This window comes from Pseudomonas inefficax (genome assembly GCF_900277125.1).
GTDB lineage: Bacteria > Pseudomonadota > Gammaproteobacteria > Pseudomonadales > Pseudomonadaceae > Aquipseudomonas > Aquipseudomonas inefficax.
In genome coordinates this window covers 1-26,011 of the sequence record NZ_OPYN01000060.1, presented here as the reverse complement: position 1 = coordinate 26,011, position 26,011 = coordinate 1, and the positions used below count along the sequence as shown (strand labels likewise).

The 26,011-nt window shown below is 59.8% G+C and carries 31 protein-coding genes; 19 read left to right on the top strand and 12 right to left on the bottom strand.

Annotated elements, in window-relative coordinates; translation table 11 throughout:
* The first annotated feature begins 128 nt into the window (after positions 1-128).
* The 14 genes from JV551A3_RS06165 to JV551A3_RS06095 all read left to right on the top strand — a co-directional run bounded on the left by JV551A3_RS06165 (position 129) and on the right by JV551A3_RS06095 (position 10,343).
* Positions 129-1,337: a tyrosine-type recombinase/integrase gene (locus tag JV551A3_RS06165; protein ID WP_133970447.1), complete on the top strand. Its 1,209-nt coding sequence runs from the start codon at positions 129-131 to the stop codon at positions 1,335-1,337.
* A gap of 21 nt (positions 1,338-1,358) precedes the next feature.
* Positions 1,359-2,333, top strand: a complete 975-nt coding sequence (locus tag JV551A3_RS06160) for a DUF6387 family protein (protein ID WP_133970448.1) — start codon at positions 1,359-1,361, stop codon at positions 2,331-2,333.
* Positions 2,334-2,464: 131 nt separating this feature from the next.
* Positions 2,465-2,689 (top strand): helix-turn-helix transcriptional regulator, encoded by a 225-nt coding sequence (locus tag JV551A3_RS06155; RefSeq protein WP_133970449.1) that lies wholly within the window; start codon positions 2,465-2,467, stop codon positions 2,687-2,689.
* 550 nt (positions 2,690-3,239) lie between these two features.
* A complete protein-coding gene (locus JV551A3_RS06145) occupies positions 3,240-3,509 on the top strand; it encodes a hypothetical protein (protein ID WP_133970450.1) in 270 nt (89 codons plus the stop codon).
* Positions 3,506-3,802 carry a hypothetical protein gene (locus tag JV551A3_RS06140; RefSeq protein ID WP_133970451.1) on the top strand — a complete coding sequence of 99 codons (297 nt, stop codon included), beginning with the start codon at positions 3,506-3,508 and terminating at the stop codon, positions 3,800-3,802. Before JV551A3_RS06145 ends, JV551A3_RS06140 begins: the two co-directional genes overlap by 4 nt.
* 2 nt (positions 3,803-3,804) lie before the next feature.
* Positions 3,805-4,212, top strand: coding sequence for a virulence-associated protein E (locus tag JV551A3_RS06135; protein ID WP_133970452.1), 408 nt, complete (start codon positions 3,805-3,807; stop codon positions 4,210-4,212).
* Positions 4,209-5,492 (top strand): AAA family ATPase, encoded by a 1,284-nt coding sequence (locus JV551A3_RS06130; protein ID WP_133970453.1) that lies wholly within the window; start codon positions 4,209-4,211, stop codon positions 5,490-5,492. Before JV551A3_RS06135 ends, JV551A3_RS06130 begins: the two co-directional genes overlap by 4 nt.
* A complete protein-coding gene (locus JV551A3_RS06125) occupies positions 5,492-5,785 on the top strand; it encodes a hypothetical protein (protein WP_047594653.1) in 294 nt (97 codons plus the stop codon). Before JV551A3_RS06130 ends, JV551A3_RS06125 begins: the two co-directional genes overlap by 1 nt.
* A 250-nt stretch (positions 5,786-6,035) precedes the next feature.
* Positions 6,036-7,325, top strand: coding sequence for a tyrosine-type recombinase/integrase (locus JV551A3_RS06120; RefSeq protein WP_133970454.1), 1,290 nt, complete (start codon positions 6,036-6,038; stop codon positions 7,323-7,325).
* 3 nt (positions 7,326-7,328) lie between these two features.
* Complete coding sequence (locus JV551A3_RS06115) at positions 7,329-7,559, top strand: MerR family transcriptional regulator (protein WP_081874717.1); 231 nt, start codon at positions 7,329-7,331, stop codon at positions 7,557-7,559.
* An 81-nt stretch (positions 7,560-7,640) separates the two neighbouring features.
* Complete coding sequence (locus JV551A3_RS06110; RefSeq protein ID WP_235874546.1) at positions 7,641-8,798, top strand: phage major capsid protein; 1,158 nt, start codon at positions 7,641-7,643, stop codon at positions 8,796-8,798.
* Between the two features lie 130 nt (positions 8,799-8,928).
* On the top strand, positions 8,929-9,126 hold the full coding sequence (locus JV551A3_RS06105) for a hypothetical protein (protein WP_133970455.1): 198 nt from the start codon (positions 8,929-8,931) through the stop codon (positions 9,124-9,126).
* 315 nt (positions 9,127-9,441) lie between these two features.
* Positions 9,442-9,744, top strand: a complete 303-nt coding sequence (locus tag JV551A3_RS06100; RefSeq protein ID WP_235874545.1) for a hypothetical protein — start codon at positions 9,442-9,444, stop codon at positions 9,742-9,744.
* Positions 9,744-10,343: a tail assembly protein gene (locus JV551A3_RS06095; RefSeq protein WP_133970457.1), complete on the top strand. Its 600-nt coding sequence runs from the start codon at positions 9,744-9,746 to the stop codon at positions 10,341-10,343. The genes JV551A3_RS06100 and JV551A3_RS06095 overlap by 1 nt, the downstream gene beginning before the upstream one ends.
* Positions 10,344-10,423: 80 nt before the next feature.
* Here JV551A3_RS06095 and JV551A3_RS06090 read toward each other — a convergent pair whose 3' ends face one another.
* The 4 genes from JV551A3_RS06090 to JV551A3_RS06075 all read right to left on the bottom strand — a co-directional run bounded on the left by JV551A3_RS06090 (position 10,424) and on the right by JV551A3_RS06075 (position 14,803).
* Positions 10,424-11,842, bottom strand: coding sequence for a hypothetical protein (locus tag JV551A3_RS06090; RefSeq protein ID WP_133970458.1), 1,419 nt, complete (start codon positions 11,840-11,842; stop codon positions 10,424-10,426).
* Between the two features lie 68 nt (positions 11,843-11,910).
* A complete protein-coding gene (locus tag JV551A3_RS06085) occupies positions 11,911-12,726 on the bottom strand; it encodes a hypothetical protein (RefSeq protein ID WP_133970459.1) in 816 nt (271 codons plus the stop codon).
* A 56-nt stretch (positions 12,727-12,782) separates the two neighbouring features.
* Positions 12,783-13,502, bottom strand: a complete 720-nt coding sequence (locus JV551A3_RS06080; RefSeq protein ID WP_133970460.1) for a hypothetical protein — start codon at positions 13,500-13,502, stop codon at positions 12,783-12,785.
* A 392-nt stretch (positions 13,503-13,894) separates the two neighbouring features.
* A complete protein-coding gene (locus JV551A3_RS06075) occupies positions 13,895-14,803 on the bottom strand; it encodes a LysR family transcriptional regulator (RefSeq protein ID WP_133970461.1) in 909 nt (302 codons plus the stop codon).
* Positions 14,804-14,911: 108 nt separating this feature from the next.
* Here JV551A3_RS06075 and JV551A3_RS06070 point away from each other — a divergent pair, with 108 nt between their 5' ends.
* From JV551A3_RS06070 to JV551A3_RS06060, 3 genes are all read left to right on the top strand, one after another.
* Positions 14,912-16,153: a D-amino acid dehydrogenase gene (locus tag JV551A3_RS06070; RefSeq protein ID WP_133970462.1), complete on the top strand. Its 1,242-nt coding sequence runs from the start codon at positions 14,912-14,914 to the stop codon at positions 16,151-16,153.
* Between the two features lie 70 nt (positions 16,154-16,223).
* Complete coding sequence (locus JV551A3_RS06065) at positions 16,224-17,126, top strand: transporter substrate-binding domain-containing protein (protein ID WP_133970463.1); 903 nt, start codon at positions 16,224-16,226, stop codon at positions 17,124-17,126.
* Between the two features lie 199 nt (positions 17,127-17,325).
* On the top strand, positions 17,326-18,219 hold the full coding sequence (locus JV551A3_RS06060) for a bestrophin family protein (protein ID WP_133970464.1): 894 nt from the start codon (positions 17,326-17,328) through the stop codon (positions 18,217-18,219).
* A 138-nt stretch (positions 18,220-18,357) separates the two neighbouring features.
* On the opposite strand, the gene phnE is transcribed toward JV551A3_RS06060, so the two are convergent.
* The 4 genes from phnE to JV551A3_RS06040 are packed head-to-tail and all read right to left on the bottom strand — an operon-like array spanning position 18,358 to position 21,612.
* Entirely contained in the window at positions 18,358-19,125 is a 768-nt protein-coding gene (gene phnE / locus JV551A3_RS06055; RefSeq protein ID WP_015269003.1) for a phosphonate ABC transporter, permease protein PhnE, read from the bottom strand.
* The gene (locus JV551A3_RS06050) at positions 19,122-19,949 is read right to left on the bottom strand and encodes a PhnE/PtxC family ABC transporter permease (protein WP_133970465.1); all 828 of its coding nucleotides are present in this window, start codon (positions 19,947-19,949) and stop codon (positions 19,122-19,124) included. Before JV551A3_RS06050 ends, phnE begins: the two co-directional genes overlap by 4 nt.
* Complete coding sequence (locus JV551A3_RS06045) at positions 19,943-20,737, bottom strand: phosphonate ABC transporter ATP-binding protein (protein WP_133970466.1); 795 nt, start codon at positions 20,735-20,737, stop codon at positions 19,943-19,945. Before JV551A3_RS06045 ends, JV551A3_RS06050 begins: the two co-directional genes overlap by 7 nt.
* 20 nt (positions 20,738-20,757) lie before the next feature.
* Positions 20,758-21,612 carry a putative selenate ABC transporter substrate-binding protein gene (locus JV551A3_RS06040; protein WP_133970467.1) on the bottom strand — a complete coding sequence of 285 codons (855 nt, stop codon included), beginning with the start codon at positions 21,610-21,612 and terminating at the stop codon, positions 20,758-20,760.
* 126 nt (positions 21,613-21,738) lie between these two features.
* Here JV551A3_RS06040 and selD point away from each other — a divergent pair, with 126 nt between their 5' ends.
* Both selD and mnmH read left to right on the top strand, forming a co-directional pair.
* Positions 21,739-22,773: a selenide, water dikinase SelD gene (gene selD / locus JV551A3_RS06035; protein WP_133970468.1), complete on the top strand. Its 1,035-nt coding sequence runs from the start codon at positions 21,739-21,741 to the stop codon at positions 22,771-22,773.
* Complete coding sequence (gene mnmH / locus JV551A3_RS06030) at positions 22,773-23,885, top strand: tRNA 2-selenouridine(34) synthase MnmH (protein WP_133970469.1); 1,113 nt, start codon at positions 22,773-22,775, stop codon at positions 23,883-23,885. Before selD ends, mnmH begins: the two co-directional genes overlap by 1 nt.
* A gap of 123 nt (positions 23,886-24,008) precedes the next feature.
* Here the strand turns inward: mnmH and JV551A3_RS06025 are convergent, their stop codons facing one another.
* From JV551A3_RS06025 to JV551A3_RS06010, 4 genes are all read right to left on the bottom strand, one after another.
* Complete coding sequence (locus tag JV551A3_RS06025; RefSeq protein ID WP_133970470.1) at positions 24,009-24,395, bottom strand: lysozyme inhibitor LprI family protein; 387 nt, start codon at positions 24,393-24,395, stop codon at positions 24,009-24,011.
* Positions 24,396-24,417: 22 nt separating this feature from the next.
* On the bottom strand, positions 24,418-24,957 hold the full coding sequence (locus JV551A3_RS06020; protein WP_133970471.1) for a hypothetical protein: 540 nt from the start codon (positions 24,955-24,957) through the stop codon (positions 24,418-24,420).
* Between the two features lie 87 nt (positions 24,958-25,044).
* Positions 25,045-25,608, bottom strand: a complete 564-nt coding sequence (locus JV551A3_RS06015) for a GNAT family N-acetyltransferase (RefSeq protein WP_133978440.1) — start codon at positions 25,606-25,608, stop codon at positions 25,045-25,047.
* A 136-nt stretch (positions 25,609-25,744) separates the two neighbouring features.
* Positions 25,745-26,011: integrase core domain-containing protein (locus JV551A3_RS06010; RefSeq protein ID WP_137010652.1), on the bottom strand; the 267-nt coding region annotated here is incomplete at its 5' end.

The following is a 26,011-nucleotide window of genomic DNA, read 5'->3' as shown; positions in this document are numbered from 1 at the left end:
GTTCCCAGTGATTCCCTTGTAAGCCCCAAAGTATGTGAGTAGATTTGTGAGTAGGACGAGTTCGGTCCAGAATCCTACTCACACACCGACCGCAATCCAGCGCGGTTCGGCACTGCAAGGGAATAGCCGTGGCGCTCACAGATACCGCCATCCGCACCGCCAAACCCCGCGACAAGCTCTATCGCCTCGCTGACGCCCAGGGCCTTTGCCTTGAGGTGACGACCGCTGGCGGGAAGCTCTGGCGCCTTCGCTACCGATTCGAGGGCAAGGCCAAGATGCTAGGCCTGGGCGCCTACCCCGCCGTCACACTTGCCCAAGCCCGCGAGCGCCGGGATGCTGCGCGAAAGTTGCTGGCACAGGACATAGACCCAAGTGCACATAAACAGCAGGAAAAGGCCGCTGCTGCCGCCCAGGTGCTGACGCTCGAGGTGCTAGCGCGGGAATGGTACGACTACAACCAGCCACGATGGGCGCCAGCCACCGCATCGAAAGCGCTGCAGTATCTGGAGTCGGACATCTTCCCGGTGATTGGCAAACGGCCCGCTGCCGAGGTGCAACGCCCTGAGCTGGTCGACCTGGTGCGCAAGATCGAGCGGCGCGAGGCATTCAACGTCGCCCGCAAGGTTCGCCAGTGGCTGAGCCAGATATTCCGTTTCGGGTTGGCCAAGGGCGTGGTTCCTGGCAACCCCGCCACCGATCTGGACGTGGTAGCCGCGCACGCCCCGCGCACTCGCCACCATCCGCACGTATCAGAAGGCGAGTTGCCTGAGCTGCTGGAGAAACTGGACGCGGCCCAGTGCGATATCACCAGCAAGATCGCCATTCGCCTGCTGCTGCTGACCGCGGTGCGGCCCGGCGAGCTGCGACTGGCGCCCTGGGACGAGTTCGACCTGGAGTCAGCTACCTGGACGATCCCTGCAGCAAGGATGAAGGCACGGCGCCCTCATATCGTCCCACTACCACGCCAGGCCGTGGTCCTGCTGCGTACCCTGCATGAACTGACCGGCACCTATCCCCTCGCCTTCCCTGGGCGCAATGATCGATCCAGGCCAATGAGCGAGAACACGGTAAACAAGGCACTTTCGACAATGGGTTATGAGGGGCGCCAGACCGGCCACGGCTTCCGTCATTTATTGAGCACCAGCCTCAACACCCGAGGCTACAACCGCGACTGGATTGAGCGGCAACTGGCCCATGGCGATCAAGACTCGATCCGCGACACCTACAACCATGCACACTATCTGGATCAACGACGCGTGATGATGCAGGCATGGGCTGACGCGATCGACGCACTATGCGCGAATGCCAACGTTATCTGCATAGGCCGATCAGCCTAACCTTCAGACGAGGTATAAGACATGGCTAAGATTGACACCGTAAAAGATTTACCGACTTGGTTCGACTTGAACAACTACAAGGCGACGTCTGAGTTTTCGGCAAAAGATTGGTTGTTTCACATTCAGTTACGAGCAACCATGTTCCCCATGTTCCCCATGCTGCCCATGCTCAAGCTTGATTATCTAACGGCTATACCAAAGCTTCGAGAGCTGAGAAAATCAGGTTCTACGGAAGCCATGTACATTCTCGACATGGTGGACGTTCTCAATCAAGTTCGCGACAACCCTATCGATTGCTACCTGCCTGGTAACTTCTACTGGGATTCAGCATGCCGCTCTATTTCCAGTGACGACCTTGCCGATCAACAAGCCATAAAGCCGCTCACGCTATACGACATGCTGCGCCAAAAAATATCTGATCAATTTTCTGTTGAAGATGGCGATGTGGATAGTTCAACCCTAACCCTATGGGATTATCTTGAAAATGGGGAACTGTCCGCATATCCAGAAAATGAAATCGACTTGAAATCAGACGAGGAAAGTCAAAGCAATACATTGACGGAGCTGCTTTCCAGGGAAGACAAATACGATCTTTTCTCACGCACGCCACATATCGAGATAAAAATCGATAGGAAAATTAACGGGAAGTGGCATAGCCCAGCAATTACTGTTGACCTTAACGCGCCGGACGCTGCCATTCTTAAATCATTCAAAGAATGGCTGAAAAAAGAAAGAACCAATTGCCCGAAAGGTGCAAGCGCCCCGAAAAAACCAGCATTTGACTGGTGGGGTGATTACGGTTTGTTGCCTTACCTGGACCTTTACTTGTGGTCTTTGGAGACTGACAACCACATCCCAGACCGAGTGATGGCAAATGCAGTCTCCGCTGATACGTTCGGCGAAGACCGTCTGCGGAAAACCGTGAAGCCACTGGCTTCGGACCTAAATTCGTTGATCGACGGCTTGAAACCTTTTGCTGCGGAGGATTTTGGCTAATTAAAAGATCCGGAATAAATTCACTTCCAATAAATTCCGGAACATTTTGATGGTCAGTATTTGGATCGAAAACTAGTTTGGTTACCTATTAAATCCATAGCCATCCAACCATGCCCAAGGAGGCGCAGACGATGGCTACTCTTACCAACACCACCCCGCCCGCTCGCCGCTTCATCAAGCGCCAGGACGTTGAGTCGATCACCGGCCTGTCCTGCACCGAGATTTACCGCCGTATCGCCGCTGGCGCTTTCCCCAAGCAAATCACCCTCGGCCCGAAGTGCGTCGTGTGGATCGAGGCCGAGATTCACACCTGGTGCGATGAGCAGATCGCAGCCAGCCGTGGCGAGGTGGCGTGATGATCCTTGTCGCCCCATTCATGCCCTTTCGCCCATTCGTGCCCTTTTTTTCCATTCGTGCCCTTGTTTCTTGCCCGGCACGAATGGGGCACCAATGGGCACGAATGAAGAAATCGGTTGCTTGCGATGAGCTTCGCGGCTATCGTTCGCCTGTCGCTGCAAATTCAGCGACCGGGTTTGGCGACCCGATTGGGTGTAGGCGCAACAGCGCCCCTATTACGTTTGCAGGCGCTTTTTTTGTGCCCGCAGATTCGCGTTATGGCGGCTGTGCGTGGGAGACCTTCGGGTCTGCCGGGTTCCTATACCCCCGGTTCGCCAACCTGCGTACAGCTGCCACCCTAATTCGTTTGGCGACGAAACGTGGCAGCTCCTCAACAGGTATAGGAGCTACACCCATGCACGCCCTCATTCCGTCCAAAATCCGCGCCCTTGCTCACCGCAAGATAGCCCTCTGCGCCCTCCGCGCAAACTCGTCTCTCTCTGTCCGCTTGAAGCGCTACAACCACCACATGGATCAAGCCCGCACCCTGGAAGCCCAAGGGGGTGAGCAATGATTCGCGGTCCTGAGCAAACCCTGCTGGAGCCGGCCGTTCTCGCCGATTTCGAATGCCATCATCAAAACCAGGCAAGGGAGGCGTTCAAAAAGCTCGAACGTATCCTCACTGCGATGATTATCCCGGCTCTTGGGCAGCAGCATCCGATCTCGAAAGACCTTTACGCGCAGCTCGATAACGTCAAACTCGGTTCGCAGAACTTTTGCTGGCGGCACCGGTATATCGGCTATAGCTACGGCGCAAACGAAGTCGGGGGTGTTCGATGAGCTACTGGAGCGATCTCCTGCCACGCCACGAAGCGCTGAAGAACATGACTCCCGGTCAGCTGAAAGCGACAGAGCAGGCAACTGAAAGCTGTGTGTCGGTGCTCGCACATGGGATATCAGGCATAGGCCACTTGTTGGCTTGTACAGCATCGAACGGTGAAACCGGTCTGAGCCCTGCGGCGGTCACTGATATAGGCTGGCTTCTCGAAAGCCTGGGCAGTCTAGTCGGCAACTTGTCCGACACTGGCGCTGCCGCGACTTACCATTTATCCGAAGTTAAACCCGGAGCCTAACCATGAACATTCAAAACGGTGCACTTGCGCCGATGGGATCGGCTTGCCTGGATAAACTGCTTAACCGATTGGACAAAGTTAAGTCTGCTGGCGCCAACAAGTGGAAAGCTTGCTGTCCTGCACATGATGACAAACACCCGACTCTGGCAATTACTGAGACCTCGCAGGGCGTTGTTTTACTCAAGTGCTGGGCCGGTTGCTCAACTAAAGAGATTGTCTCGGCAATTGGCCTGGAGTTGCGGGACTTGTTCCCTGGCGACAAGCAGCCTCGGCGCGGGCCAAGTAAGGCTGCAATTGAACATGAGCGCATGGTGTTTCGGATAGGCCAATCACTCCAGCAGCGAGGGAGCTTGGCAGGTGATGACCTGGTGCGCTTCAACCTCGCCAAGCAGCGCCTGGGGGTCAAATGACTACAGATCGTTTCGCACAAGAATGGACCGAGCCACTTAGCCCCATCAATCGTGAAAACGTCACACCCCTATGGCGCGTCAATGCGGTTAAGGCGTCGACAATCAAGGCCGTCCCTATCCGCTGGCTGTGGCCTGGTTGGCTGGCCAAAGGAAAGCTGCACATCCTCGCCGGCGCTGGGGGCACCGGGAAAACGACTCTGCTGATTGGCCTGATCGCCACCATCACTACTGGCGGATGCTGGCCTGATGGAAGTCGCTGCAGCGAGCCAGGAAATGCCCTGATCTGGTCGAGCGAAGATGACCCCGCCGATACGCTAATTCCCCGTTTGACCGCTGCTGGCGCTGACATGAGCCGGGTCTACATCATCCAGGGGCGGACTAACGCCCAGGGCGACACAGATCCATTCGACCCGGCCAACGACATTGGTCTGCTGCGAGAAACAGCCAGCGACATTGGTGGCGTCTCCCTTCTGATGCTCGACCCCATCGTCAGCGCTGTGAAGGGTGACATGCACAAGGCCAATGACGTGCGTCGGGCGCTGCAGAGCGTGGTGGACTTTGCTGAGCAGAACCTTTGCGCCATCGTGGGAATTTCTCATTTCGCCAAAGGTGGCGCCGGCTCGTCACCGACTGACCGCGTTATCGGTTCTCAGGCTTTCTCGGCGCTGGCACGTACGGTGTTAGTGGCAGCCAAGCAGGAAGATTCAGACCTGCGTGTACTGGCGCGGGCAAAGTCGAATATCGGCACAGATGAAGGTGGCGTCTCATACACCATTGAGACTTTCACCATCGACGGGGAAATTACGACCACCCGCGTTGCCTGGGGCGACCTAATCGAAGGTTCGGCCAGGGAGATCCTAGGCGACGTTGAGAGCACTGAGGATGACACGCGCCTGAGTGATGATGATCCGTCAGAGGCACTTCGGCGAATCCTCAAAGACGGCCCGATGGTAGGAAAGCAGGCCAAAAGCCTAATGACGGAAAACGGATACAGCGCGAAGCAGACTCGCACCGCACGCGAAAAATTATCCGTCGTAACCGTTCGCGAGGGCTTTGGGAAGGAGATTCGAACCCTCTGGTCCCTACCTCAAGCCGAAGGCGCATTTTCGGCGTTTGCGCCATTCGTGCCCACTGGTGCCCCATTCGTGCCGGAGAAAGAACAAAGGCACGAATGGGAAAAAAGGGCACGAATGGACGAAAGGGCACCAGTGCCACTCGATGTTCATCTGCCGGATGCTACGTCCTTGCCATCGCTGGATGATGACGCGGAGGACCTGTGATGGCCGCGCTCGACTACCTGCTGGAACGCGGATTTTCCGCAAAGAAGCAAGGTATGCGGGTGCGGATCTCCCCCGCATCAAAGCTGACCGACGATGTGCGCAAGTACGTCAAAGCTAACCGGCTGGCACTACTGGCCGAACTAGCCGCGAATGACGGTCTGGAACGCCGCTGCAACTGGACGGTGCTGGTGCCTGGGTGCCGACCGTTCACCATGATCAGTGAGCCGATCACCCGCGACGAAGCGCTGGCCGACGTTCGTGTGCGCTGGCCAGGTGCGGAGGTAGGACCGTGACAAGGCTCGGTGAACACCTAGACGAGCAATCGGCGAGCGCTCGACGAGGTGGGCGGGAATTCGCGCTTTGGCAAAACAAGGGATTTCCCCACCGTACCGGATCGCCCGACCACGTTCGCCACTGTGTAGGAAACGCCACGGTCTGTTGCTTTCTACACAGTGGCGCCCTGAGCCGAATCGGCTCATTTGGTCCGATTCGGATCATCTGGCCTCGTTCGGTGAACCGACACCCTCAGTTTGAGGACATAGCATGACCACCAAACACATCACATTCACTGACGCCGAGATCCGCAAGCAGGCCGGCCAGCCGGTGCGCCAATTGCGTGACCCGCGCTATCCCGAACTGCGATTCCGCTATTCCACCGTCGACCGCACCCGGGGCGCCTGGCACGTTGTTGTCAGGGGCAAGTGGGGCAAGGCCGGCGACTTTCCCAGCTTGACCACCAAGGCCATGCTGACCGCGCTGCCGGCCATCCTAGGGCGCCGCGCCGCAGACGCCGAGGCCACCTCGCTGACCAGCACCTGGAGCAGTACCGGTGAGCTGCTGGACTGGTACCTGGATCGGATGCTGCGCGACCGCAATTTGTCGGCCAAGCGCAAGGCCGGCGCGAAGTCGGCCATCACCTGCCACCTAACGCCACGGCTGCATGATTTGCCACTGGCCGAGGTGAGCAAGGCCACGCTCGATCAGCGGCTCATGTGGCCACTGCAAGAGCGCTATGCCCTGTCGTTCGTGCGCCTGGTGTTCAACGTGCTGGCGGTGGCCATGCGCAAGGCACATCGGCTTGGGATGATCGAGCAGAACCCCATGGGCTCGCTGCGCTTTGGGGATTTCGTCGGAGTGCGGATCAAGCCGAAGTCGTCACGGCTGCGGGAGCGAGACTTGCCCGATCTGCTGGCCAAGCTGGCGAGCTGGAGCAATACCCGGCCCGGTGACGCCCTGCTGGCGCTGATGATGCTGTGTCACGGCACCCGCCTGGGCGAGACGCGCAGCGCGCTGTGGCGCAACGTCGATCTGCAGGCCGGCCAGTGGTTCATCCCCGCCGACGACACCAAGACCAAGCAGAACCACACCCTGCCGCTGACCCGCCAAGCCTGTGCACTGTTGAGCCGCTATCAAGCCCAGCAAACCGCCCAGGGCTATCACGGCGCCTACCTGTTCCCAGCCAGCCGGCGCGGCCCCCTTAGCGCGACGGTAGCAAGCCAGGTATTTGCCGAACTGAGCGACCGCCAGTGGACCAGCCACGATGTGCGCAAGGTCGCCCGCACCTGCTGGATGGACCTGGGTGTGGATTACCTGGTGGGCGAGATGCTGGTGAACCACGCCCTGCGCAACATGGACGCGACCTACATCCACACCACCGCCGAAGCCCTCAAGCGCCAAGCACTGGAGCGCTGGCACGACCATTTAGACGGGCTTGGGTTGAGCGCACTCACAGGCGAGACATACCCGAGATACGCAATCCCACAAAATCCGACACAGGCCACAGACCACGGGGCCTCTAGCGAAAACCCGGATGCATCACAGAGGAGCATGTAAATCATGGTGGACGTTGAACAGGACGTTACCGAGCGGCTGGCCCAGGCCGGCATCACCCCGCTGATTGGTGGCCTGGTGCCCGAGCCAGCCACGGCAGACCTATTGGGATATGCCCCCAGCTACCTGCGCCGCCTGGCTGCAGAGGGTCGTTCACCGCTGCCATTCGTGCGCCGTGGCAATCGGCGGTTCTACAAAATAGCCGACATAGTGCGCTTTGCGACGGATACCGACTGAGGACGTCGAAGTTAACCGCTGACCGGGGTGTGCGTGCGCGCATAGGGTAGACGGCATCGTTTACACACCCCGGAGAACCCTATGCCAGATCCCTATCAGCAGGACATGACCCAGCTGAATCAAACGCTGCAGAACATCGGCACGCAGATCGCTGACTTCAAATCCTCCTCTGCAGAGAAACAAACCGAGTTCGGCGCCCGCCTTCAAGAAATCGAGCAGAAGATGGTGAATGTCAGCGCCCGCCGAGGCGCCAATGACGACTCCACCGACTCCAATGTGGTGACCGCCCAGGTCGTCGCCGCTGATGGCATCACCGGCTTCAGGGCCGGGATGAAGTCCACTGGCCAAATCAGTTGCAAAGTCGGCGTGCGTGCAGCGATCACCAATCCCAACAAGGGCGTCACTGGCTCGACCAGCTACCCAACTGCCCCACAGCGTGATGGCGCTGGCATCCGTGGCATCCCGCAGCCGCGGCTGAGCTTGCTGGATGTGCTGCCGATCGTGCCGGTCACCAGCGCCACCTACGAGTTCGTTCGCCTGGACGGCTACATCAACGGCGCGGCTTACCAGAAAGAGGAAGGCGAGGAGAAGGCCGAAGGGTCGATGCCCACCAAAATGGAGCGGGCGGAAATCGCCACCATCGCCACCTGGATTCCGGCGAGCCTCCAGGTGCTGCAGGACAATGACCAGCTTGAGGGACAGATCAACACGCTGATGAGCGTGGGCGTGCGCCAGAAGTTGGAAGCCGAACTCATCAACGGCGACGGCGGCGCCGGTGAAATCCTCGGGTTCAAGAAGCAGGCCACCACTGCCGGCATCACCACCGGCAAACCGGCTGACCGCATCGGCGCTGCCCTCACTGACCTCAAGGCCGAAGGTTGGAACCCAAACGTTATCGTGATGAACCCGCGTGACTGGTTCGCCATTGAAAGCGAACGTGCCGAGGATGGCGACGGCCAGTATGTGATTGGCACCCCCCGCGACCCAGCGCCACCCAGCCTGTGGGGCACACCTGTGGTCGTCACCAACGGCATGCCGCAAGGCGAGGCGCTGATTCTCGATACCAGCGTGGCCGCGTTGCTAGACCGTCAGGAAGTGACCGTGGAGGCGAGCCGCCACGACGGTGACAACTTCCGCCGCAACATGGTGACCATCCTGGCAGAGCTGCGCGCCGGCCTCGCGGTGTTCGCTCCTACTGCCACCCGCCTGGTGACGCTGACCGGCGCACCGACTCCGTAAGTGTAAGCGTGGGTTAGCTGTGAGTGCCACGTAACCCATAACCGCAGCAGTCGGAGCCCTTCTTTCCTTTGTGGGGTGATTCGACACTGGCCCGCACTCGCGGGCCTTTTCATTCGCACCGGAGAAGACCATGAGCCATACCCATCTACCCAAGCCAGTTCAACGAGCCCTCAACCAGATCGCCCACAGCCGCGCCCTGCTGCGCCAGATGGAGGAGCGTGAGCGGTTGAGCAAAGAGATCGATCGACTGTTGGCCAGCGGCCTGAGCGCAGCAGAAGCGCTGGAACAGATCCGGTCGGCGCCGCCGTACAAAGCGCCGGACTACTGAGGGGGGCGGGTCGAAAGTCTAGAAGGTTCGCTGACCTAGACCGCCTCCGACCCCACGTGCAGATTTTTTCCCCCTTTAACAAAAAATGTTAAAGCGACGTTAACACCCATGCCGAACGTGCATGGGGCTGTAAGCCACGGAAACAGCGACATAGACGGCGATAGGGCCCTCTGGCGGATGTTAACCGGGTTAACAGCTTTAACCTCGAAAAGTTAACGCTTTAACACCGACGAGTTAACACCTGGAGGCTTACCGCTGATGACCATTCAACCAGCTCCACTCACCTTTCAAGAGCGTTTCGCACGAGCCTGTGATGTGGCCACGTTCACCCTGGACAAAGGCGGCCCCTGCTATTTGCTTTGGGAAGTCGATCATGTCCAGGCCGGCCAAAGGGTGAAGCTCGATGGCGTGTTCTTCACCGAGGAGGAGGCGCGGATATCCGCCGACTTGCTGCGTGGCACCCTGCGCGGCGCTCGCGCTTCCATGTGCAGCTATGCGCCCAACTGGAACCCTGATCCTGGCCGTGAAGCCGCCATCCGCCTGGAGGCGTTGCAGTGTCGCGAGATGCTTGCCCGGCGCCTGGGCGTCCACCTGGCTATCCCACAGGAGGCCGTGTAATGGCTGCAACCGCGATTGATTACGCACCAAAGACCAAGATCCGCCTGGGCGGCTTCTTGGGTAAGAAGTACGGCAAGCATCACCACTTCTTGCTGGAGCGCGGTGATGCGAAAGAGGCCGCCAAAGCGCTGGATGCAAACTATCCAGGCTTCGCCCGGGACCTGACCGATGCAGAAGGCCGGGGCCTGCGCTTCGCCGTCTTCAAGAATGGCAAAAATATTGGTGAGGGTGATCTGGATCGAGGCGGGGCACGTGAGCTCTGGTTTGTCCCAGTCATTCACGGCAGCAAGCGTAGCGGACTGCTGCAAACCGTTCTCGGCGCGGCTCTGATCGTCGCCGCTTCGTTCGCCTCGGGCGGCCTCGCTGCCGGTTTGATGGGCGCTGGTATTGCTAACGTGGCCGGTGGAGTGCTGCAGATGCTCAGCCCACAAGCCAGCGGGCTAAGCCATAGCGGCTCGCCCGAGAACCTGGCGAGCTACGCCTTTGGCAGTGCCAAAAACACTACAGCTAGCGGTCTACCGGTACCGATCTGCATCGGCCATCGCCGCTGGGGCGGGGCTATCATCTCGGCTTCAATCGTGGCGCAGGACAAGGCTTGATGTGAGCCTGAGTCACCTGTAAACACCCCAAATCCCGGGTAAGTAGGGTGGCCTCACTTTTGAGTACACCCCCGTGTGACTCAGGACAGAGATTCAAGATGTTCTAAAAAACGTCGACTCGATTCGATTTCCGAAACTACGACGTCTTCAGTTCTCTTTAAAATGCTTTCCGGATCTTCTCCGTCTTTAATCGATAACACCATTTCCGCGACGGCAGCGAGATGCCTATCGCGCTCACTCGCCTCAAAAAACTTAAGCGCTTCCGCACTTTTGAGAGGTCCAAGTCTACGAGTCGCCAGGAAAATTCTTTTCGCTAGCAACTCTTTTTCAGACCTCTTTATTCCCGCTATTTCATCAAAAAATTCCGTAGCCCCGCTCGAAACTAACTCAACCTGCGGAGCAAGATGCAAGAGAAAGGACGGAATCGACCTCGCGCCTGGACTTACGATTTTGATAGTCCTATCCGCAGAAAACTCCAACCAAGATTTCATAATCTCATTAATGTGCAGATCACCAAATCCGTAACCAACACAAATCAACTCGCGGACGAAATTTATATTACTTCTGAAGTGCTTTAGCATCGACTTAGGAAGAACCTGAGAAGACCGCTCATTAAATTTCTGAGCTCCAGAAAGTAGGGTTCTGCGGAGAAATTGCATTTCTCCATCAAAGTCAGCGTAGGCTATCTCGTTTAGCACTTTGGCTTTACCGCCAGGCGCACGCTGATCTACATAAACCAACTCTTCGTTAGCGGCCCGCAGAGAGTCAATGACAGCCTCAGGTGTATCACCTTGGGGAAGAATTTTTACCAAATCAGAATTGTCATTATGGACAAATATATCAAGAGATCCGTGAAGCTTGAGCAAGTATATCCCAGGCTCCGGCGGATTGGGGAACCGCATACATCCGTTATCCAACTCATTTTTAGAGATTGATTCAGCCAAAAGAGTACCAATTATTTCCCCTGCGGCGTTCCGTCGAGGTAGCTCAACCAATGCGTCTGTAAAACCTGAATACAACGGAATAGAGAGATTTTTGGCAATCATCTCCACAATGGAGTCGTGATTTAGTGAAAACACCCATAACGGTGTGTTATTTTCATAAAGGGCATTTATCCCTCTATAGAGATCAAGATGATCTATAATAAATTGAGATCCATTTACATGCTGTAAATACAGCTGCATATAAACCATCTCCACCATCCACGAATACATCGTGTGGTACCCTGCAGAGTCACCACCGTGTCGTTTAGATTGAACCTCTAGATATCCGAGAACACTCTCATAATGCAAGTCTTCCCTCGACATAACACCTATCAATTCCTCAATAATCGAATTTGAAACCCCACCACCTTGCCTTTTCCAGCCTTCATTGAATCTGCGCAATTTTTCTGGCGTCAGCCAGTTTTTTGTTTTTTTAGTCAGATCCCAAACAAGAGGCATTCCAACATCGAACGAAGCGCCCGCGCCCAAGAACAGTCCAGTTAAGTTCTGACTCATAAAAATTCCATCTAAATAGCGCCGTGCGCAAGCTAATAAGGAAGGCTAGATCTAAGGACACCAAGTCATCAAACGACTTTACGGATTTCAAGATATTTTTTGACTAATCGAAACACTCTGCTTGCTCGTTCATCCCCCGAGAATAAACCATCAAAAAGCGTTCCGTAGGCCAGGGTGTAAATGTCTATCATGTCATTACGAACCTTCGCAGGTGACAGGTTTGATGCTATGCCATCTTTTGCTCTGTCTAATGTATAAAAGTACGCGGAAACTGCCACTCTAAACAAATAGGTGTATGGCAGCTCAGTAGCGTTTGGAATGACGCGAACATTGGGATGACCGCTAAAGAAACTGTAAGCCATCGCAAGTATATCGCTAGTACCCCGAGCAGATAGGGCCACATCAATTCCCCGACCGGCCCTAATTTTTTGCAGGTCTGCCGTTGAGAAATTGCTGTACATCTCAACCATACCATTTATTACGATTTCAGATCCCGCAAGCAGACTCTGCATCTGGGTTTTGGCAGCTTTCACATGCTCGCCAAACGCATCCAGGGTCTGAACATCCCCTGCTATAGCGGAGTCAAGCAACCTGATGAATTCAGGAAAAATGGATGTTTGAAAGCCATCTATTAAACGATTCTGCAAACCAGCTCTGCGGCCACGCACTGCACAGGCATGATAAGTGCTTTTAATTATTCCTATTTGCGAATCATAGTCACGAATAATCGAAACCCGCTTACTAAGTGCCGTCAGCTCTCCGCACTTATACATCTCTATCGCTGTATAATCCGCAATCACCGCATAGTTTTGCGGGTTCCTTTTAAGGTAGCTTCGAAGCTCCGGCCTCTCCAAAAAATTTGTGTCGACCACTATTCTTCGCATATATCCCAGAATTCCATATAGGACACCTAAACAGCGTGACTAGGTGCGGTCACGCTCTACAAATCAGCTCGTGGTATAGATTTATCATTCAACGTCGGCCTGGGCTTTTCAGAGGATCGCCTTGCGTCCATCCGTTCAAGGGTATCAAGCGTATCTTGCCGCTCCTGCATACGATCAGCGGACGTATAGACATCGACCTTCAGGTGCTTTGAACGCACCATGGATCCTAGACTTTTTTCCACCTTTTGAAGGCTACGTGCCATGTCGATCAGAGGGTCTCGTCCAAGTTCGCTTGTCCCCATGTAATCCGCCATGGTCAATGTGTACACATTGGACTCCCTCGGCTTCTCCTTATCGCCTCGGCGCCACGAAATCGAGACATTGAAAGCTTTGCCCTCTAAGACGCTGATGTCGGCAAGGTAGCTTCGCAAGCCCTGACCTGGCTTCAAAACGCTAACGCGCTCAAAAGGAATTTTCGTATCCTCCCTGCGGGCCTCTCCATTTTGAAGCGGGGGATCAAACTGAATTTTGATGTCGTAGGCCGTAGCATTTCCAGTGTTATCCACAACCAAGTCGAAGTGCCGCAGAGACCAGCGATTTGGGCTGAGGGTCGCGACCACATGGGGCTGATCAGACGCTTCTGCCATCCGGGTGGTTTCTTTGGCAAGTAGTTTGGTCACCCGCCACAAGAATATGGTGGCAACGGCCGTCACGAAGGTGGCAAGCATTCCCCCAAAACCCAGTACCGCGCTTATCCAGCTTTCCTGCTCAGCCATGATTTCCGTCCGTGATGAATTCCATGAGTTTCACCAGGATTATAGGGTCTCCTCAAATGTGAGGAGACCGGTCACTCAGCAAATTGTGAGTAGAACTGTGAGTAGACATACGAAGAACCCTAACCAATACCGCATTTTTCATAGCCTAGAGCACAGAATTTGAGTCTCCCTCGGGCACCAAGATCCGGAAAAAACCGACCTTATGGTCGGTTTTTTTTCGCCTACGATCTGGCCGCGCCCAGCCATGTAGGAGCGGCCTTGTGTCGCGAAAGGGCTGCAAAGCAGCCCCAGCAATTCCAATTTTTGCGCATCAATCCTGGGGCCGCGTTGCGGCCCTTTCGCGACACAAGGCCGCTCCTACAGGGATCGCGTCAACTTTTCTGTCATGTCCATCAGTAGCACCAACGATCCAGCTGCCCCTGCGCACGGCTGCTGAACAGGCTAAGCAGCTCACGCAGGGTATGCGGTGGCGGTTCGGCAGTGCGGGTCACCGCATACAAGGTGATCGGCAGCGCCGGGGCCAGGGGCCGAATGGTGGTGGCCGCGGGCGATGCGCCAAGCGCGGTGAACGGGTCGATGACCGCCAGCCCTGCACCGGATTCGACCATCGCCCGAGCCAGTGAATAGGTCTGCACCGCAATGCTGACCCGTGGCGGCGGCTCGACCGCCTTGAGGTAGCTGTCGAGGCGGACCGACAGCGGGTCGGCGCTGGACAGCCCGATCAAGGGCGCATCGGCCAAGGCCGTCAACGACAGCGGCTTGCCTTCATCTTCCAACGGCCAGTAGCCTGCCGGTGCCAACGCCACCAACACCCCGCTGGCCAGCGCCTGGGCGCTGAGCGCGGGGTGATCGGGTTGTTGCAGGGTCAGGGCAACATCAATCTCGCGCATCAGCAGGTTCTGCACCAGTTCGCGGCTGTGAGCACTGGACAGCTCGCAGGCGATGTCCGGATAACGCTGGACCCACTCGTGAATCGCCGGCGGCAGCAGCGACAGGGCCAGTGCCGGGGTCGCACCGATGCGCAGGCTGTGGCCCGGCTTGCGGCGCAGGCTTTGCGCCAGGCGTCGCACCCCTTGCAGGCTCTCGGTGACCTTGTCCACCTCACGCTCCAGCTCCAGCGCTTCGGGCGTGGGCTGCAACTTGCCGCGCACTCGCAGAAACAATGGGAAACCCAGTTGCTGCTCGGCGTGTTGCAGCACCTTGGTCACCGCAGGCTGGGAAACGTGCAGCAACTGCGCGGCACCGCTGACCGAGCCGGTCTGGCGGATAGCCTGGAAAATCTCGATATGGCGAAGACGCATGGCAAGTCCATAACCTTTGTTTATGGCTCAGCGATCTTTATTCATTTTTCGCCACCTGTCACCTGGCCCTAACCTCAGGCTCGTTCCAACAACGATTCAAGGACTGACATGGCTCAGCATGCAAGCATCATCGGTGGCGGCGTCATTGGCCTGGCAACGGCTTATGCGTTGGTGCGCGACGGCTTCGATGTGACCCTGATCGAGGCTCGCGACGCGCTGGGCAATGAAACCAGCTTCGCCAACGGTGGCCAGTTGTCCTATCGCTACGTGGCGCCGTTGGCCGACGCCGGTGTGCCGCTGCAAGCCATAGGCTGGATGCTGCGCGGTGACTCGCCACTGAAATTGCGCCCGCGCTTCGACCCTGCGCAGTGGCGCTGGATGGCTGCTTTCATCGCTGCTTGCCGCTCCTCGGTCAACCGCGCCAATGCGGGCCACCTGTTGCGCTTGGCGCTGTTGAGCCAGGCCACCTTGCAGGCTTGGCGTGAAGAAGATGGCCTGGAGGGTTTCCACTGGCGGCGCAATGGCAAGCTGGTCACCTTCCGTCAGGCCAGCAGCTTCGACCATGCGCGCAAGAACCTTGCTGCCCCCCAGCAACAACAGGTGCTGTCGCACGCAGACTGCGCCCGCCTCGACCCGGCCCTGGCGCAGGCGCCCTTTGTCGGCGCCATCCATACCCCGGATGAAGAAGTGGGTGATTGCCACGCTTTTTGCCAGCAACTGGCCGCGCGCTTGCGGGCGTCGGGGCGTTGCGAATTCCGCCTGGGCCAGGCCGTGACCGGTATTCGCCACGCGCATGGCGTGGTGAATGCAATCGAACTGGGCGACGAAGTGCTGCCGGTGGAGCAACTGGTGGTTGCCGCCGGCCATCGCAGTACGATGCTGGCACTGCCGGGCATCGACCTGCCGCTGTATCCGCTCAAGGGTTACAGCCTGACAGTACCGATCGGCACGCAACACCGGGCGCCGGACCTGAGCATCACCGATTACGACCGCAAGATCGTCTATGCCCGTATCGGTGAGCAGTTGCGCGTGGCAGCGATGGTCGACATCGTTGGCTTCGATGCGTCGCTGGCCCCCAAGCGCCTGGCGCTGCTCAAACGCCAGGCACGCGAAACCTTCGCCAATGCCGGTGACTACGACCATGCCATCGAATGGGCCGGCATGCGTCCGGCCACCCCGAGCGGCGTGCCGCTGCTGGGCGCAACGGCCTATCGCAACCTGTGGCTCAACCTCGGCCATGGTGCGCTTGGCTTCACCCTGGCCTGCGCCAGCGCACGCTTGCTCAGTGAACTGATCAGCCAGCGCCGCCCCTCCATCGACCTGCAGGGTTTCACGCCCCGCGCGGCCTGACCCCTCAGCCTGGAAATATCCTTGATTACCGACATGTCGCTGCACCCCTTACCCACAACGGAGAACAACAATGCAAAAAATCACGTTGATCGGCTGCACCCTTGCCCTTTTACTGGCTACTCAGGCCCATGCCGATGAAGCAGCGCTGGGCCCAACATTAAGCAAGATCGCCAAAGCCAACAGCATCACCCTGGGCTATCGCGATGCTTCGGTGCCGTTCTCCTACGTGGGCGACCACTCCGGCCAACCCATGGGTTACTCGGTAGACCTGGCGAGCAGGATCGTCGAGCGCGTGCGGCAGAAGCTGGCGTTGCCGCAGCTCAAGGTGAAGTACAACCTGGTGACATCGCAAACCCGCATTCCGCTGGTACAGAACGGTACCGTTGACCTGGAGTGCGGCTCGACCGGCGTTACCGCAGAGCGACAGAAGCAGGTGGCGTTTTCCTACGGGTTCATCTATGTCAAAGGCCAATTGCTGACGGCCAAAGACAGCGGGATCAAGAGTTTCACCGACCTGCGCGGCAAGAACGTGGTAACCACCGCTGGCACCACCAACGAACGCTATCTGAAAAGCTACAACGTCGATAACAAGATGGACATGTACGTGATCAGCGCCAAGGACCACGGTGAAGCCTTCCAGATGTTGCAATCCGGCCGAGCGGCGGCGTTCTACATGGACGATGCGCTGCTCTACGGAGAACGCGCCAAGGCCCGTGATCCGCACAACTGGGTGGTGGTCGGGGAGGAGCAATCGCGGGAAATCTACAGCTGCATGGTGCGCAAGGATGACCCGCAGTTCCTCGCCCTGGTGAACGCGTCGCTGGGCGAGCTGTATAGCTCAGGGGAAATCAACGGGATCTACCAGCGCTGGTTCGAACAGCCGATTCCGCCTAAAGGCCTGAACCTGGAGTTCCCGATGACCAGCGAACTCAAGGCCATCTTTGCCAAGCCGGTGAGTGATCCGGTGCAGTAGCTTCTGCTAGGCGTCAATCTCCGTAAGATCACGGCGGCAGTGACCTGCAAGCGTCACTGCCAGACGTCGCTACTGGGTGAGCGCCGCACGCTCGGGCTTTCTGTGAACATGTCTAGTAACAACCCCTGACGAACCACACCGAACCATGCCCATCCCTCGACGTCCGATCCTGCATCCCCCGCGTTTCGAGGTACCCCATGTGAAAGACATCATCACCCGCAAGTACCGCCTGGCTGTGAAAACCATCGGCTATATCGGCTGGTCGCTGTTCTGGCTGCTGATCTGGGATGTGCTGGTTACCATCGATTTCATGCTGTTCTTCAACAGCAAGTTCAGCCTGCCGCTGATTCCATTGACCCTGCTCGGCTCGGCGCTGGTGGTGCTGGTGAGCTTTCGCAACAGCAGCGCCTACAACCGCTGGTGGGAGGCGCGCACGTTGTGGGGGGCATTGGTGAACAGCTCGCGCAGCTTCGCACGGCAGACACTGACCCTGATCGATGACCCGGGTGACGGCCTCAACCCGGTCAAGGCCACCCTGCTGCGCCGGCACATCGCCTATGTGAACTGCCTGGCGGCACACCTGAAGGGTGAGCGTTGCCCGGATGAACTGATGGCGTTCATCCCGCCGGCGGAATTCGAGCGACGCAACCGCTCGAACAACTTCGCCAACGACATTCTGAGTGGGTCGGCGGCGCTGCTGGCGCGGGAATACCAGGCCGGGCGGCTGGACAGCATTCGCCTGGCAAGGCTGGAGTCGACACTGGTCGACCTGTCCAATGCCCAGGGTGGCATGGAGCGGATCGCCAATACGCCGCTGCCCTACCCTTACGTGTACTTTCCACGGCTGTTCATCACCCTGTTCTGCCTGATCGTGCCGGTGGGGCTGGTGGAATCGCTGGGCTGGTTCACGCCGCTGGCATCGACGGTGGTGGGCTTCATGCTGCTGGCCATCGAGCGGATCGGGACCGATTTGCAGAGCCCGTTTCGCTTCAGTGAGCACCAGATCCAGATGGACAGCATTTGCGAGACGATCGAGCGGAACCTGGAGTCGATGCAGCGGGAGGCGCAGTGCGCGGACGTTGTTGGTGCCTGAGGGATTCGGGGGCTGCGTTGCAGCCCTATCGCGACACAAGGCCGCTCCTACAAGGACCGCGCAAGCATCCAAGCGGCGCTTCGCCTGTAGGAGCGGCCTTGTGTCGCGTTAGGGCCGCAAGGCGGCCCCGGCTATCTGTCAGGCCCGCACATAACGCTGGCGCAACACATCACTCAATGCATCCACCAGCAACACCAGCACCAGCATCCCCATGATCACGGTACTGGCCTGGGCCTCCTGGAACAGGCTCAAGGTGGTGTACAGCATCTGGCCCAGCCCGCCAGCCCCGACAAAACCCAGCACGCTGGCCATGCGGATGTTGTTCTCCCACCGATACAGGCTGTAGGCCAACAGTTGCGGCCACAGATTGGGCAAGGTGCCGAAGCAGAATGCCGCAACCTGGCTACCACCCTGCAAGCGGATGGCTGCCGCCGGCTCCGGCGGTGCGTTCTCCAGCGCCTCGGCAAACAGCCGCCCCAGCACGCCAGCGGTATGCAGCGCCAATGCCAGAGTACCGGCATTCGGCCCAAGTCCGGCCGCCAGTACCGTCAGCGCGGCCCATACCAGTTCCGGGATGGCCCGCAGGGCATTCAGCAACAACCTCGCGCAGGCCTGCAACGGCCAACCGAACCGGCCAGCGGCCGGCAGCGCCAGCAGCATGCCCAACAGCATGGCCAGCAAGGTGCCCAGGCCCGACATGGCCAGGGTTTCCAGCGCCCCGTGCGCAACCGCGCGCAAGTGCCCGGCAGACAGGTCCGGGTGCAGGAAACGCCCGGCATATTCGCCCATCTGCCCCAGCCCGCCGTTGCCGACCAGCGCCTGCAAGTCCAGCTCCAGGTAAGCGAACGAGGCCATCACCGCAGCCACGATAGCGCCCAGTACCAGCCAATTGATGACCCGGTTCATGCCAGCCTCCAACGCAGGAAGCGGCTGAGCAGGTCGGCCAGCATCACCAGCACCAGGAACGTCAGCAGCATGCTTGCCACTTCCGCTCCCGCGAACATACGCATCGACAGGTCGATCTGCTGCCCCAGCCCACCAGCACCGACAAAGCCCATCACCACCGAGGCGCGTATCGCGCACTCCCAGCGGTACACGGTGTAGGACACCACTTCGGACACCGCACTGGGCAGGATGCCGTAGAGAAATGCAGCCAGGCGGCCACTACCCGCCTGCAGCAATGCATGGGCCGGGCGCTGGTCGACCGACTCGAAAATCTCGGCATAGACCTTGCCGAGCATGCCACTGTAGGTGATGGCAATGGCCAGCACGCCCGCCGTCGGCCCCAGCCCTACGGCCCGCACGAACAACAACGCCCAGACGATTTCCGGCACACTGCGCAGGAAAATCAGCAACCAGCGTACCGGCAGGCGCAGCAGGCGCGACCACAAACCGGCGCGACCGCCACGGGAGGCGGCGCGCAACGACAAGGCACGGCTGGCCAGTAACCCGGCAGGGACCGCCAGCAGCAACGCCAACGCCATGCCGACCGTAGCCACGGCCAAGGTCTGCAAGGTGGCTTCATACAGCAGCGAAAGGAAGTCGGCATCGTGTGCCGGCGGCCAGAAAGCGCTGGTAAAACTGGCGATCTGCTGGCGGTTCTCCGCCTTCAGCAGCACCGCGGGGTTCAGTTCGCTCAAGCGGATGCCAGGCCACAACACCGCCACCGCCAGCAGGGTCAGCAGCAGCCGCGGCAGCAGCGCCGGGTCGCGGGCATCAAGCTTCAGCATCGCGGAATCTGCACGGTCAGGGCCGCCCCCTGGCTCGGTGGTGAAGCCAGTTGTTCGTTGGCGTACAGCGCGTCCAACAGCTGCTCGGTCACCGCTTGCGCCGGGCAGTCGAACGCCACCTGCCCTTCGCGGATACCAATCACCCGGGGGAAGTGCGCCAGCGCCAGGTCCACGGCATGCAGGCTCGCCACCAGGGTCACGCCATTGGCCTGAGCGTGGCGGTTGAGCAAGGCCAGGCTGTGGTCGGCCAGCACCGGGTCCATGGCCGAAACCGGCTCATCGGTCAGCAACACCTGCGGCCGCTGGTACAGCACGCGGGCAATACCCACCCGTTGCAACTGGCCACCGGACAATTGCCCGCACTGCACGAACAGCTTGTCGGCCAGCCCCAGCTCGGCCAGTGCCTGGCGCGCCCCCGGCACATCACTTGGGTACAGCAGATTGAGCAGACCGCGCAGCACGCCCCACTGCCCCAGGCGGCCGGCCAGCACCGCCGTCACCACCCGCTGGCGCGGCGGCAAGGGCGGAGCCTGGTGCACCAGGCCTACCCGCGCACGCAGGCGCTGGCGGGCCCTGGCGGACAACGCCCAGGGCTGCTCGCCGAGCAGCTCCAGGCGCCCGCTGCTGGGCTGGACGGCGGTCGCCATCAGGTGCAGCAAGCTGGACTTGCCCGCTCCCGACGGCCCGATGATGGCGACGCGTTCGCCCTGGCCGATGCTCAGGCTTACGTCATCAAGTGCACGCACCTGGCCATGGCGCAGCCCGGCACCGTGCAGATGGATAGCCACGTTGGAAGCCACTGTCGATGTCACTTGAGCAGGCCGGCCTCGCGTGCAGCCTGCTCGGTGCCCACGTAGTTCTCAGGTTTGGTCTCGATGAAACGGCTGGCTGCCTGCAGGTCGAGGATCGCCTTGTGCTCCGGGTTGGCCGGGTCGAGGCCGAGGAAGGCTTTCTTGATCTTCTCTTTCAGCGCCGGGTCCATGTTGCCGCGCACGGTCCAGTTGTAGTCGAAGTAGGTCGGCGTGGTGGCGAACACCTTCACCTTGGCGGTATCGACCTTGCCGGCATCCACCAGCTTCTGCCACACGCTGGCGTTGAGCACGCCGCCATCGACCTTGCCGGCCTGCACCCAGGCCACGGTGGCATCGTGGGCGCCGGAGTAGGCAACACGGCCGAAGTAGTCTTCAGGCTTGATGTTGTCCTGCTTGAGCATGAAGTAACGCGGCATCAGGCTGCCCGAGGTGGACGAAATGGAACCGAAGGCAAACGACTTGCCCTTGAGGTCGGCCAGGCTCTTCACGTCGGGGTTGGCGGTAATGAACTTGGAAGTGAACTGCGCATCCTGTTCACGCTGCACCAGCGGCGTGGCGGCAGGGTCCTTCAAGTGCACCTGCACGAAGGTGAAGCCCCCCAGCCAGGCCATGTCCAGGCGGTTGGAAGCCAGCGATTCGACTACTGCCGGGTAATCGGCCACCGGCACGAACTTCACCTCCATGCCCAGCTGTTTGGCCAGGTACTCGCCCAACGGTTTGAACTTGCGCTGCAGTTCGGTCGGCGCTTCGTCAGGGATGGCGCTGACCCGCAGGGTGTCGGCGGCCTGGGTGACAACGGCACAGCAAGACAGCACGAGGCCGGCGGCGAGCGCCAGAGGGCGTTTGAGCATGGGTGTTCTCCGGTTCAATAGCGGGGAAAGGTCGGCCTATGGGCCGACGACGGGAATTATAAGAGGCGCAGGCGCAAAGGCCAGCTTTGCTACAATCGCGCGACAATTTGACCTGCTGAGGTACTTATGAGCGAGCCGATTCGCCTGACCCAGTACAGCCATGGTGCCGGCTGTGGCTGCAAGATATCCCCCAAGGTGCTGGATGTGATCCTCGCTGAAAGCGGCACCCAGGCCCTGGACCCGAAACTGTGGGTGGGTAACGCCTCGCGTGACGACGCTGCAGTGTACGCGCTGGACGACGAGCGCGGCGTGGTCTCGACCACCGACTTCTTCATGCCGATCGTCGATGACCCGTACGACTTCGGCCGCATCGCCGCCACCAACGCCATCAGCGACATCTACGCCATGGGCGGCGATCCGCTGATGGCCATTGCCATCCTCGGCTGGCCGGTCAACGTGCTGCCGCCGGAAGTGGCCCGCGAAGTGATCCGCGGTGGCCGAGCGGTGTGCGCCGAAGCCGGCATCCCGCTGGCCGGTGGCCATTCGATCGACGCCCCCGAGCCGATCTTCGGCCTGGCCGTCACAGGTGTGGTCAGCAAGCGCCACCTCAAGCGCAACGACACCGCCAGCGCAGGCTGCCGCCTGTACCTGACAAAGCCACTTGGCATCGGCATCCTCACCACCGCCGAGAAAAAGGCCAAGCTGCGCCCGCAGGACCAGGGCCTGGCCCGCGACTGGATGTGCACCCTCAACACCCCCGGCAGCCGCTTCGGCAAGCTCGACGGGGTCAAGGCCATGACCGACGTCACCGGTTTCGGCCTGCTCGGCCACCTGGTGGAACTGGCCGAAGGCAGTGGCCTTACCGCGCACCTGGACCATGCCGCCGTTCCGCGCCTGCCCAGCGTCGACCATTACCTGGCCGAGGGCTGCATCCCTGGCGGCACCCTGCGCAACTTCGACAGCTACGGCCACAAGATCGGCGCCCTGAGCGACGACCAGAAGCACCTGCTGTGCGACCCACAGACCAGCGGCGGCCTGCTGGTGGCGGTTACTCCGGAGGGTGAAGCCGAGTTCCTGGCGGTGGCCGCCGAACTGGGCCTGCAACTGGCGCCGATCGGCAAGCTGGTCGAGCGACAGAGCCACGCGGTCGAGGTGATCTGATGCGCCCCGACTGCACCGACTTCCGCCAGTTGTTCCTCGACGACGTGCCGATGATGGACATGCGTGCACCTGTCGAATTTGCCAAGGGCGCCTTTCCCGGTGCCGTCAACCTGCCGCTGATGAATGACCAGGAGCGGCAGAGGGTCGGCACCTGCTACAAGCAGAAGGGTCAGGCCGCCGCTATCGCCCTTGGCCACCAATTGGTCAGCGGCGCCACCAAGCAGGCACGCCTGGAGGCCTGGGCAGCGTTCGCCCAGACTCACCCGGAAGGCTACCTGTACTGCTTCCGTGGCGGCCTGCGCTCGCAGATCGTGCAGGCCTGGCTGCGCGACGAAGCGGGTATCCAGTACCCGCGCGTCAAAGGTGGCTACAAGGCCATGCGTACCTTCCTGCTGGAGACCACCGAGCAGGCTGTGGAGCAATGCGATTTCGTGTTGGTGGGCGGCCTGACCGGCACCGGCAAGACCGACGTGCTGCACCAGCTGGATAACGTGCTGGACCTGGAAGGCCATGCCAATCATCGCGGTTCCAGCTTCGGCAAGCGCGCCACCGCGCAGCCGGCGCAGATCGATTTCGAGAACCAGCTGGCCATTGACGTATTGAAGAAGCGCGCCCGTGGCATCGAGCAGTTCGTGCTGGAGGATGAAGGCCGCATCGTGGGCAGTTGCACGGTGCCGCTGGAGCTGTATCAGGGGATGCAGCATTACCCGTTGGTGTGGCTGGAAGACAGCTTCGCCAACCGGGTGGAGCGCATCCTGCGCGACTACGTGGTCAACCTGAGTGCCGAGTTTGTCAGCGTGCATGGCGAGGAGGATGGCCGCCGGTTGTTTGCCGAGCGCATGTTGCAGAGCATGGCCAATATCTACAAGCGCTTGGGGGGCGAGCGTTATCAGCGCTTGTCGGAGATCCTGCGCGAGGCGCTGGAAGAGCAGCAGCGCAGTGGTGCGGTGGACCTGCATCGGGGCTGGATCGAAGGGTTGTTGAACGAGTACTACGACCCGATGTATGCCTACCAGCGGGCCGCGAAGGCAGAACGCATCGAGTTTGCCGGGGATGCCCTGGAAGTGCGCGAGTATCTCAAGGCCCGGGCCCTGCGCGAACCGCGCAAGTAGTACAGGGGCCGCTTCGCGCCCCGTCGCCGGCGAGCCAGCTCCCACCCCGACGGCGCTGCTCTCAAGACCTGCGCAGTACCTGTGGGAGCGGGCGAGCCCGCGAAGAGGCCGGATCAGGCGGACTCACTGCCCCGGGCTGAGCACCCGCTCCAGCTCCGCAGCCCGGTCGCGGGTCATGTTCATCAGGCATGTCCCGCCTTCCAGTTGCGCCATGGTCCCGCCGCTGGCCTGCACCTGGAACTGGCAGTTGCCATCGCGGTAGGCAATCCACTTGCGCTGCACATCGCGCAGGCTCTTCTGCTGCGCGGCGTCCAGCTTGCCAATCAGTTGCTTGTAAACCCGGTTCAGCCGCTGGTCCTGCATTTGTGTCTCGGCCTTGATACATCCACCCATGGCCACGGTACTCGAAGCCTGGTCCATGCATTGCTGGTAACCCGGCGTGTAGTCCTCCGCCATGGCCAAGGGCAGTACAAAGGCCAGTCCCAGGCCGGTCAGGTAACGCTTGCTCATGTTCATGCTCCCTTGGTGAATATCAAAGCGTCTGCGGCGGCTCCGGCGGCATCAGTACGTTGCCCGGCTCGAAGCGCAACGCTGGCATCTGCGTAGCCGCATAAAACGCCACACCCAGCGCCGCAATCAGCACCACATCAAGCCAGCTCCAGCCGGGCATGTCATCGGCGCTGCGTGCCTTCCAGCAATGCCAGGCCTGCCCCAGGCAGAACACCACCATCGCCGCAAGCCACAGGTAGAAACCGGCACCCAGGCCGGTCAGCTCATGAAACGCGTAGCTCTGGTTGTCCGGCAAGCGGTCGATTCCGAAACTGCTGGCAGCCAGATACACCGCCACCAAACCAGCCAGCAACGCTAGCCGCCGGAAGCGTCGATGGGCCAGAATCGCCAGGGCCAGCAGCGGGTTGGCGAACCACTGGTACAGGCCGAAGGGCATGCCCCATGGCCCGTACAGCAGCATCTGCAGGGCCGGCATGTGGCGGTCACCGCTCATCAGCGCGCCGTCGAAGAACAGGGCGAAAAGGTACAGCGCCAGGCTGATGCTCAGGTAGAAGACGGGCAAAGGGGATTCCTGAGGGAAACGGGACAGGCTGCGACCATAACCCAGGCCTCGCCCCGCTTCCAAACCTTCTATGGGGTGGCAGGCCGATCAGGCAACCGGCGGCTCCAGCAACAGGCCGTAGATGCCTGAGTCAGACAGCTCACCGGCGACGCACCAGCGCGCGCGCAAAGTGCCTTCGAGGACGAACCCTTGGCGCTCCAGGGTGCGCGCCGAGCCGAGGTTGCGCGGGTCGATCTCGCCCTCCAGGCGGCGCATGTGCAGGGTATGGGCGAGGTAATCGATGAAACAGGTCAAGGCTTCGTCCATGTACCCCCTGCCTTGCACTGCACTGGCCAGGCAGTAACCGATCTCGCCACGGCGGGACACATCGTCGATATTGAACAGCTGGACCATGCCGATCAGTTCGCCGTTGTCGCGGCGGTACATGCCGAGCTTGAGCTGGTCGCCATTGGCATAGGCTTCGCGGTCGGCAGCCAGGGCGCTTTCGGCTTCGGCCAGGTTTTGCCAAGGGGCATGGTGCCAATAGCGCATGACCTCGGGATCGGCCATGATCGCCAGCCATTGCGCGGCATCGGCATGGCGCATGGGGCGCAATTGCAGACGCGGGCTGTCGAGGCAGAGGTCACTGGGGAAACTGCGGGGTGAGGTCACGCCGGATCTCCTGTCCATTGCTGGGGAGATGACAGTTTAACGGCATGCGCACGGTTCCGGCATCCCGGGGCTGCTGCGCAGCCCATCGCGACACAAGGTGTTCTGGTCAAGTATTTCCGGACACCAGTTACGGTGATCAAGCCGCCTGCTGCTCCATAGCTATTGGCGACAAGTAGTTGTTGTAGCTGTGGAGCCTGATTCGGTTGTATCGCATGAAGAAGCTGGTCATGTCCTGCTTGGCCTCTTCAACTTCCTTGTAGCCCTTGGGCGGCACCCATTCTGACTTTAGCGTCCCAAAGAAACGCTCTGTCGGTGCGTTGTCCCAGCATTGTCCCCTGCGGCTCATGCTCTGCGTTATCCCATGCTCAAGCAGCTCGGACTGGAAGCGCTGGCTGGTGTATTG

Coding starts and splice junctions, on each gene's coding strand:
- JV551A3_RS06160 (WP_133970448.1), top strand. CDS start 1,359: ATGGCTAAGATTGACACCGTAAAAGATTTACCGACTTGGTTCGACTTG.
- JV551A3_RS06155 (WP_133970449.1), top strand. CDS start 2,465: ATGGCTACTCTTACCAACACCACCCCGCCCGCTCGCCGCTTCATCAAG.
- JV551A3_RS06145 (WP_133970450.1), top strand. CDS start 3,240: ATGATTCGCGGTCCTGAGCAAACCCTGCTGGAGCCGGCCGTTCTCGCC.
- JV551A3_RS06140 (WP_133970451.1), top strand. CDS start 3,506: ATGAGCTACTGGAGCGATCTCCTGCCACGCCACGAAGCGCTGAAGAAC.
- JV551A3_RS06135 (WP_133970452.1), top strand. CDS start 3,805: ATGAACATTCAAAACGGTGCACTTGCGCCGATGGGATCGGCTTGCCTG.
- JV551A3_RS06130 (WP_133970453.1), top strand. CDS start 4,209: ATGACTACAGATCGTTTCGCACAAGAATGGACCGAGCCACTTAGCCCC.
- JV551A3_RS06125 (WP_047594653.1), top strand. CDS start 5,492: ATGGCCGCGCTCGACTACCTGCTGGAACGCGGATTTTCCGCAAAGAAG.
- JV551A3_RS06120 (WP_133970454.1), top strand. CDS start 6,036: ATGACCACCAAACACATCACATTCACTGACGCCGAGATCCGCAAGCAG.
- JV551A3_RS06115 (WP_081874717.1), top strand. CDS start 7,329: ATGGTGGACGTTGAACAGGACGTTACCGAGCGGCTGGCCCAGGCCGGC.
- JV551A3_RS06110 (WP_235874546.1), top strand. CDS start 7,641: ATGCCAGATCCCTATCAGCAGGACATGACCCAGCTGAATCAAACGCTG.
- JV551A3_RS06105 (WP_133970455.1), top strand. CDS start 8,929: ATGAGCCATACCCATCTACCCAAGCCAGTTCAACGAGCCCTCAACCAG.
- JV551A3_RS06095 (WP_133970457.1), top strand. CDS start 9,744: ATGGCTGCAACCGCGATTGATTACGCACCAAAGACCAAGATCCGCCTG.
- JV551A3_RS06090 (WP_133970458.1), bottom strand. CDS start 11,842: ATGAGTCAGAACTTAACTGGACTGTTCTTGGGCGCGGGCGCTTCGTTC.
- JV551A3_RS06085 (WP_133970459.1), bottom strand. CDS start 12,726: ATGCGAAGAATAGTGGTCGACACAAATTTTTTGGAGAGGCCGGAGCTT.
- JV551A3_RS06080 (WP_133970460.1), bottom strand. CDS start 13,502: ATGGCTGAGCAGGAAAGCTGGATAAGCGCGGTACTGGGTTTTGGGGGA.
- JV551A3_RS06075 (WP_133970461.1), bottom strand. CDS start 14,803: ATGCGTCTTCGCCATATCGAGATTTTCCAGGCTATCCGCCAGACCGGC.
- JV551A3_RS06070 (WP_133970462.1), top strand. CDS start 14,912: ATGGCTCAGCATGCAAGCATCATCGGTGGCGGCGTCATTGGCCTGGCA.
- JV551A3_RS06065 (WP_133970463.1), top strand. CDS start 16,224: ATGCAAAAAATCACGTTGATCGGCTGCACCCTTGCCCTTTTACTGGCT.
- phnE (WP_015269003.1), bottom strand. CDS start 19,125: ATGAACCGGGTCATCAATTGGCTGGTACTGGGCGCTATCGTGGCTGCG.
- JV551A3_RS06050 (WP_133970465.1), bottom strand. CDS start 19,949: ATGCTGAAGCTTGATGCCCGCGACCCGGCGCTGCTGCCGCGGCTGCTG.
- JV551A3_RS06040 (WP_133970467.1), bottom strand. CDS start 21,612: ATGCTCAAACGCCCTCTGGCGCTCGCCGCCGGCCTCGTGCTGTCTTGC.
- selD (WP_133970468.1), top strand. CDS start 21,739: ATGAGCGAGCCGATTCGCCTGACCCAGTACAGCCATGGTGCCGGCTGT.
- mnmH (WP_133970469.1), top strand. CDS start 22,773: ATGCGCCCCGACTGCACCGACTTCCGCCAGTTGTTCCTCGACGACGTG.
- JV551A3_RS06025 (WP_133970470.1), bottom strand. CDS start 24,395: ATGAGCAAGCGTTACCTGACCGGCCTGGGACTGGCCTTTGTACTGCCC.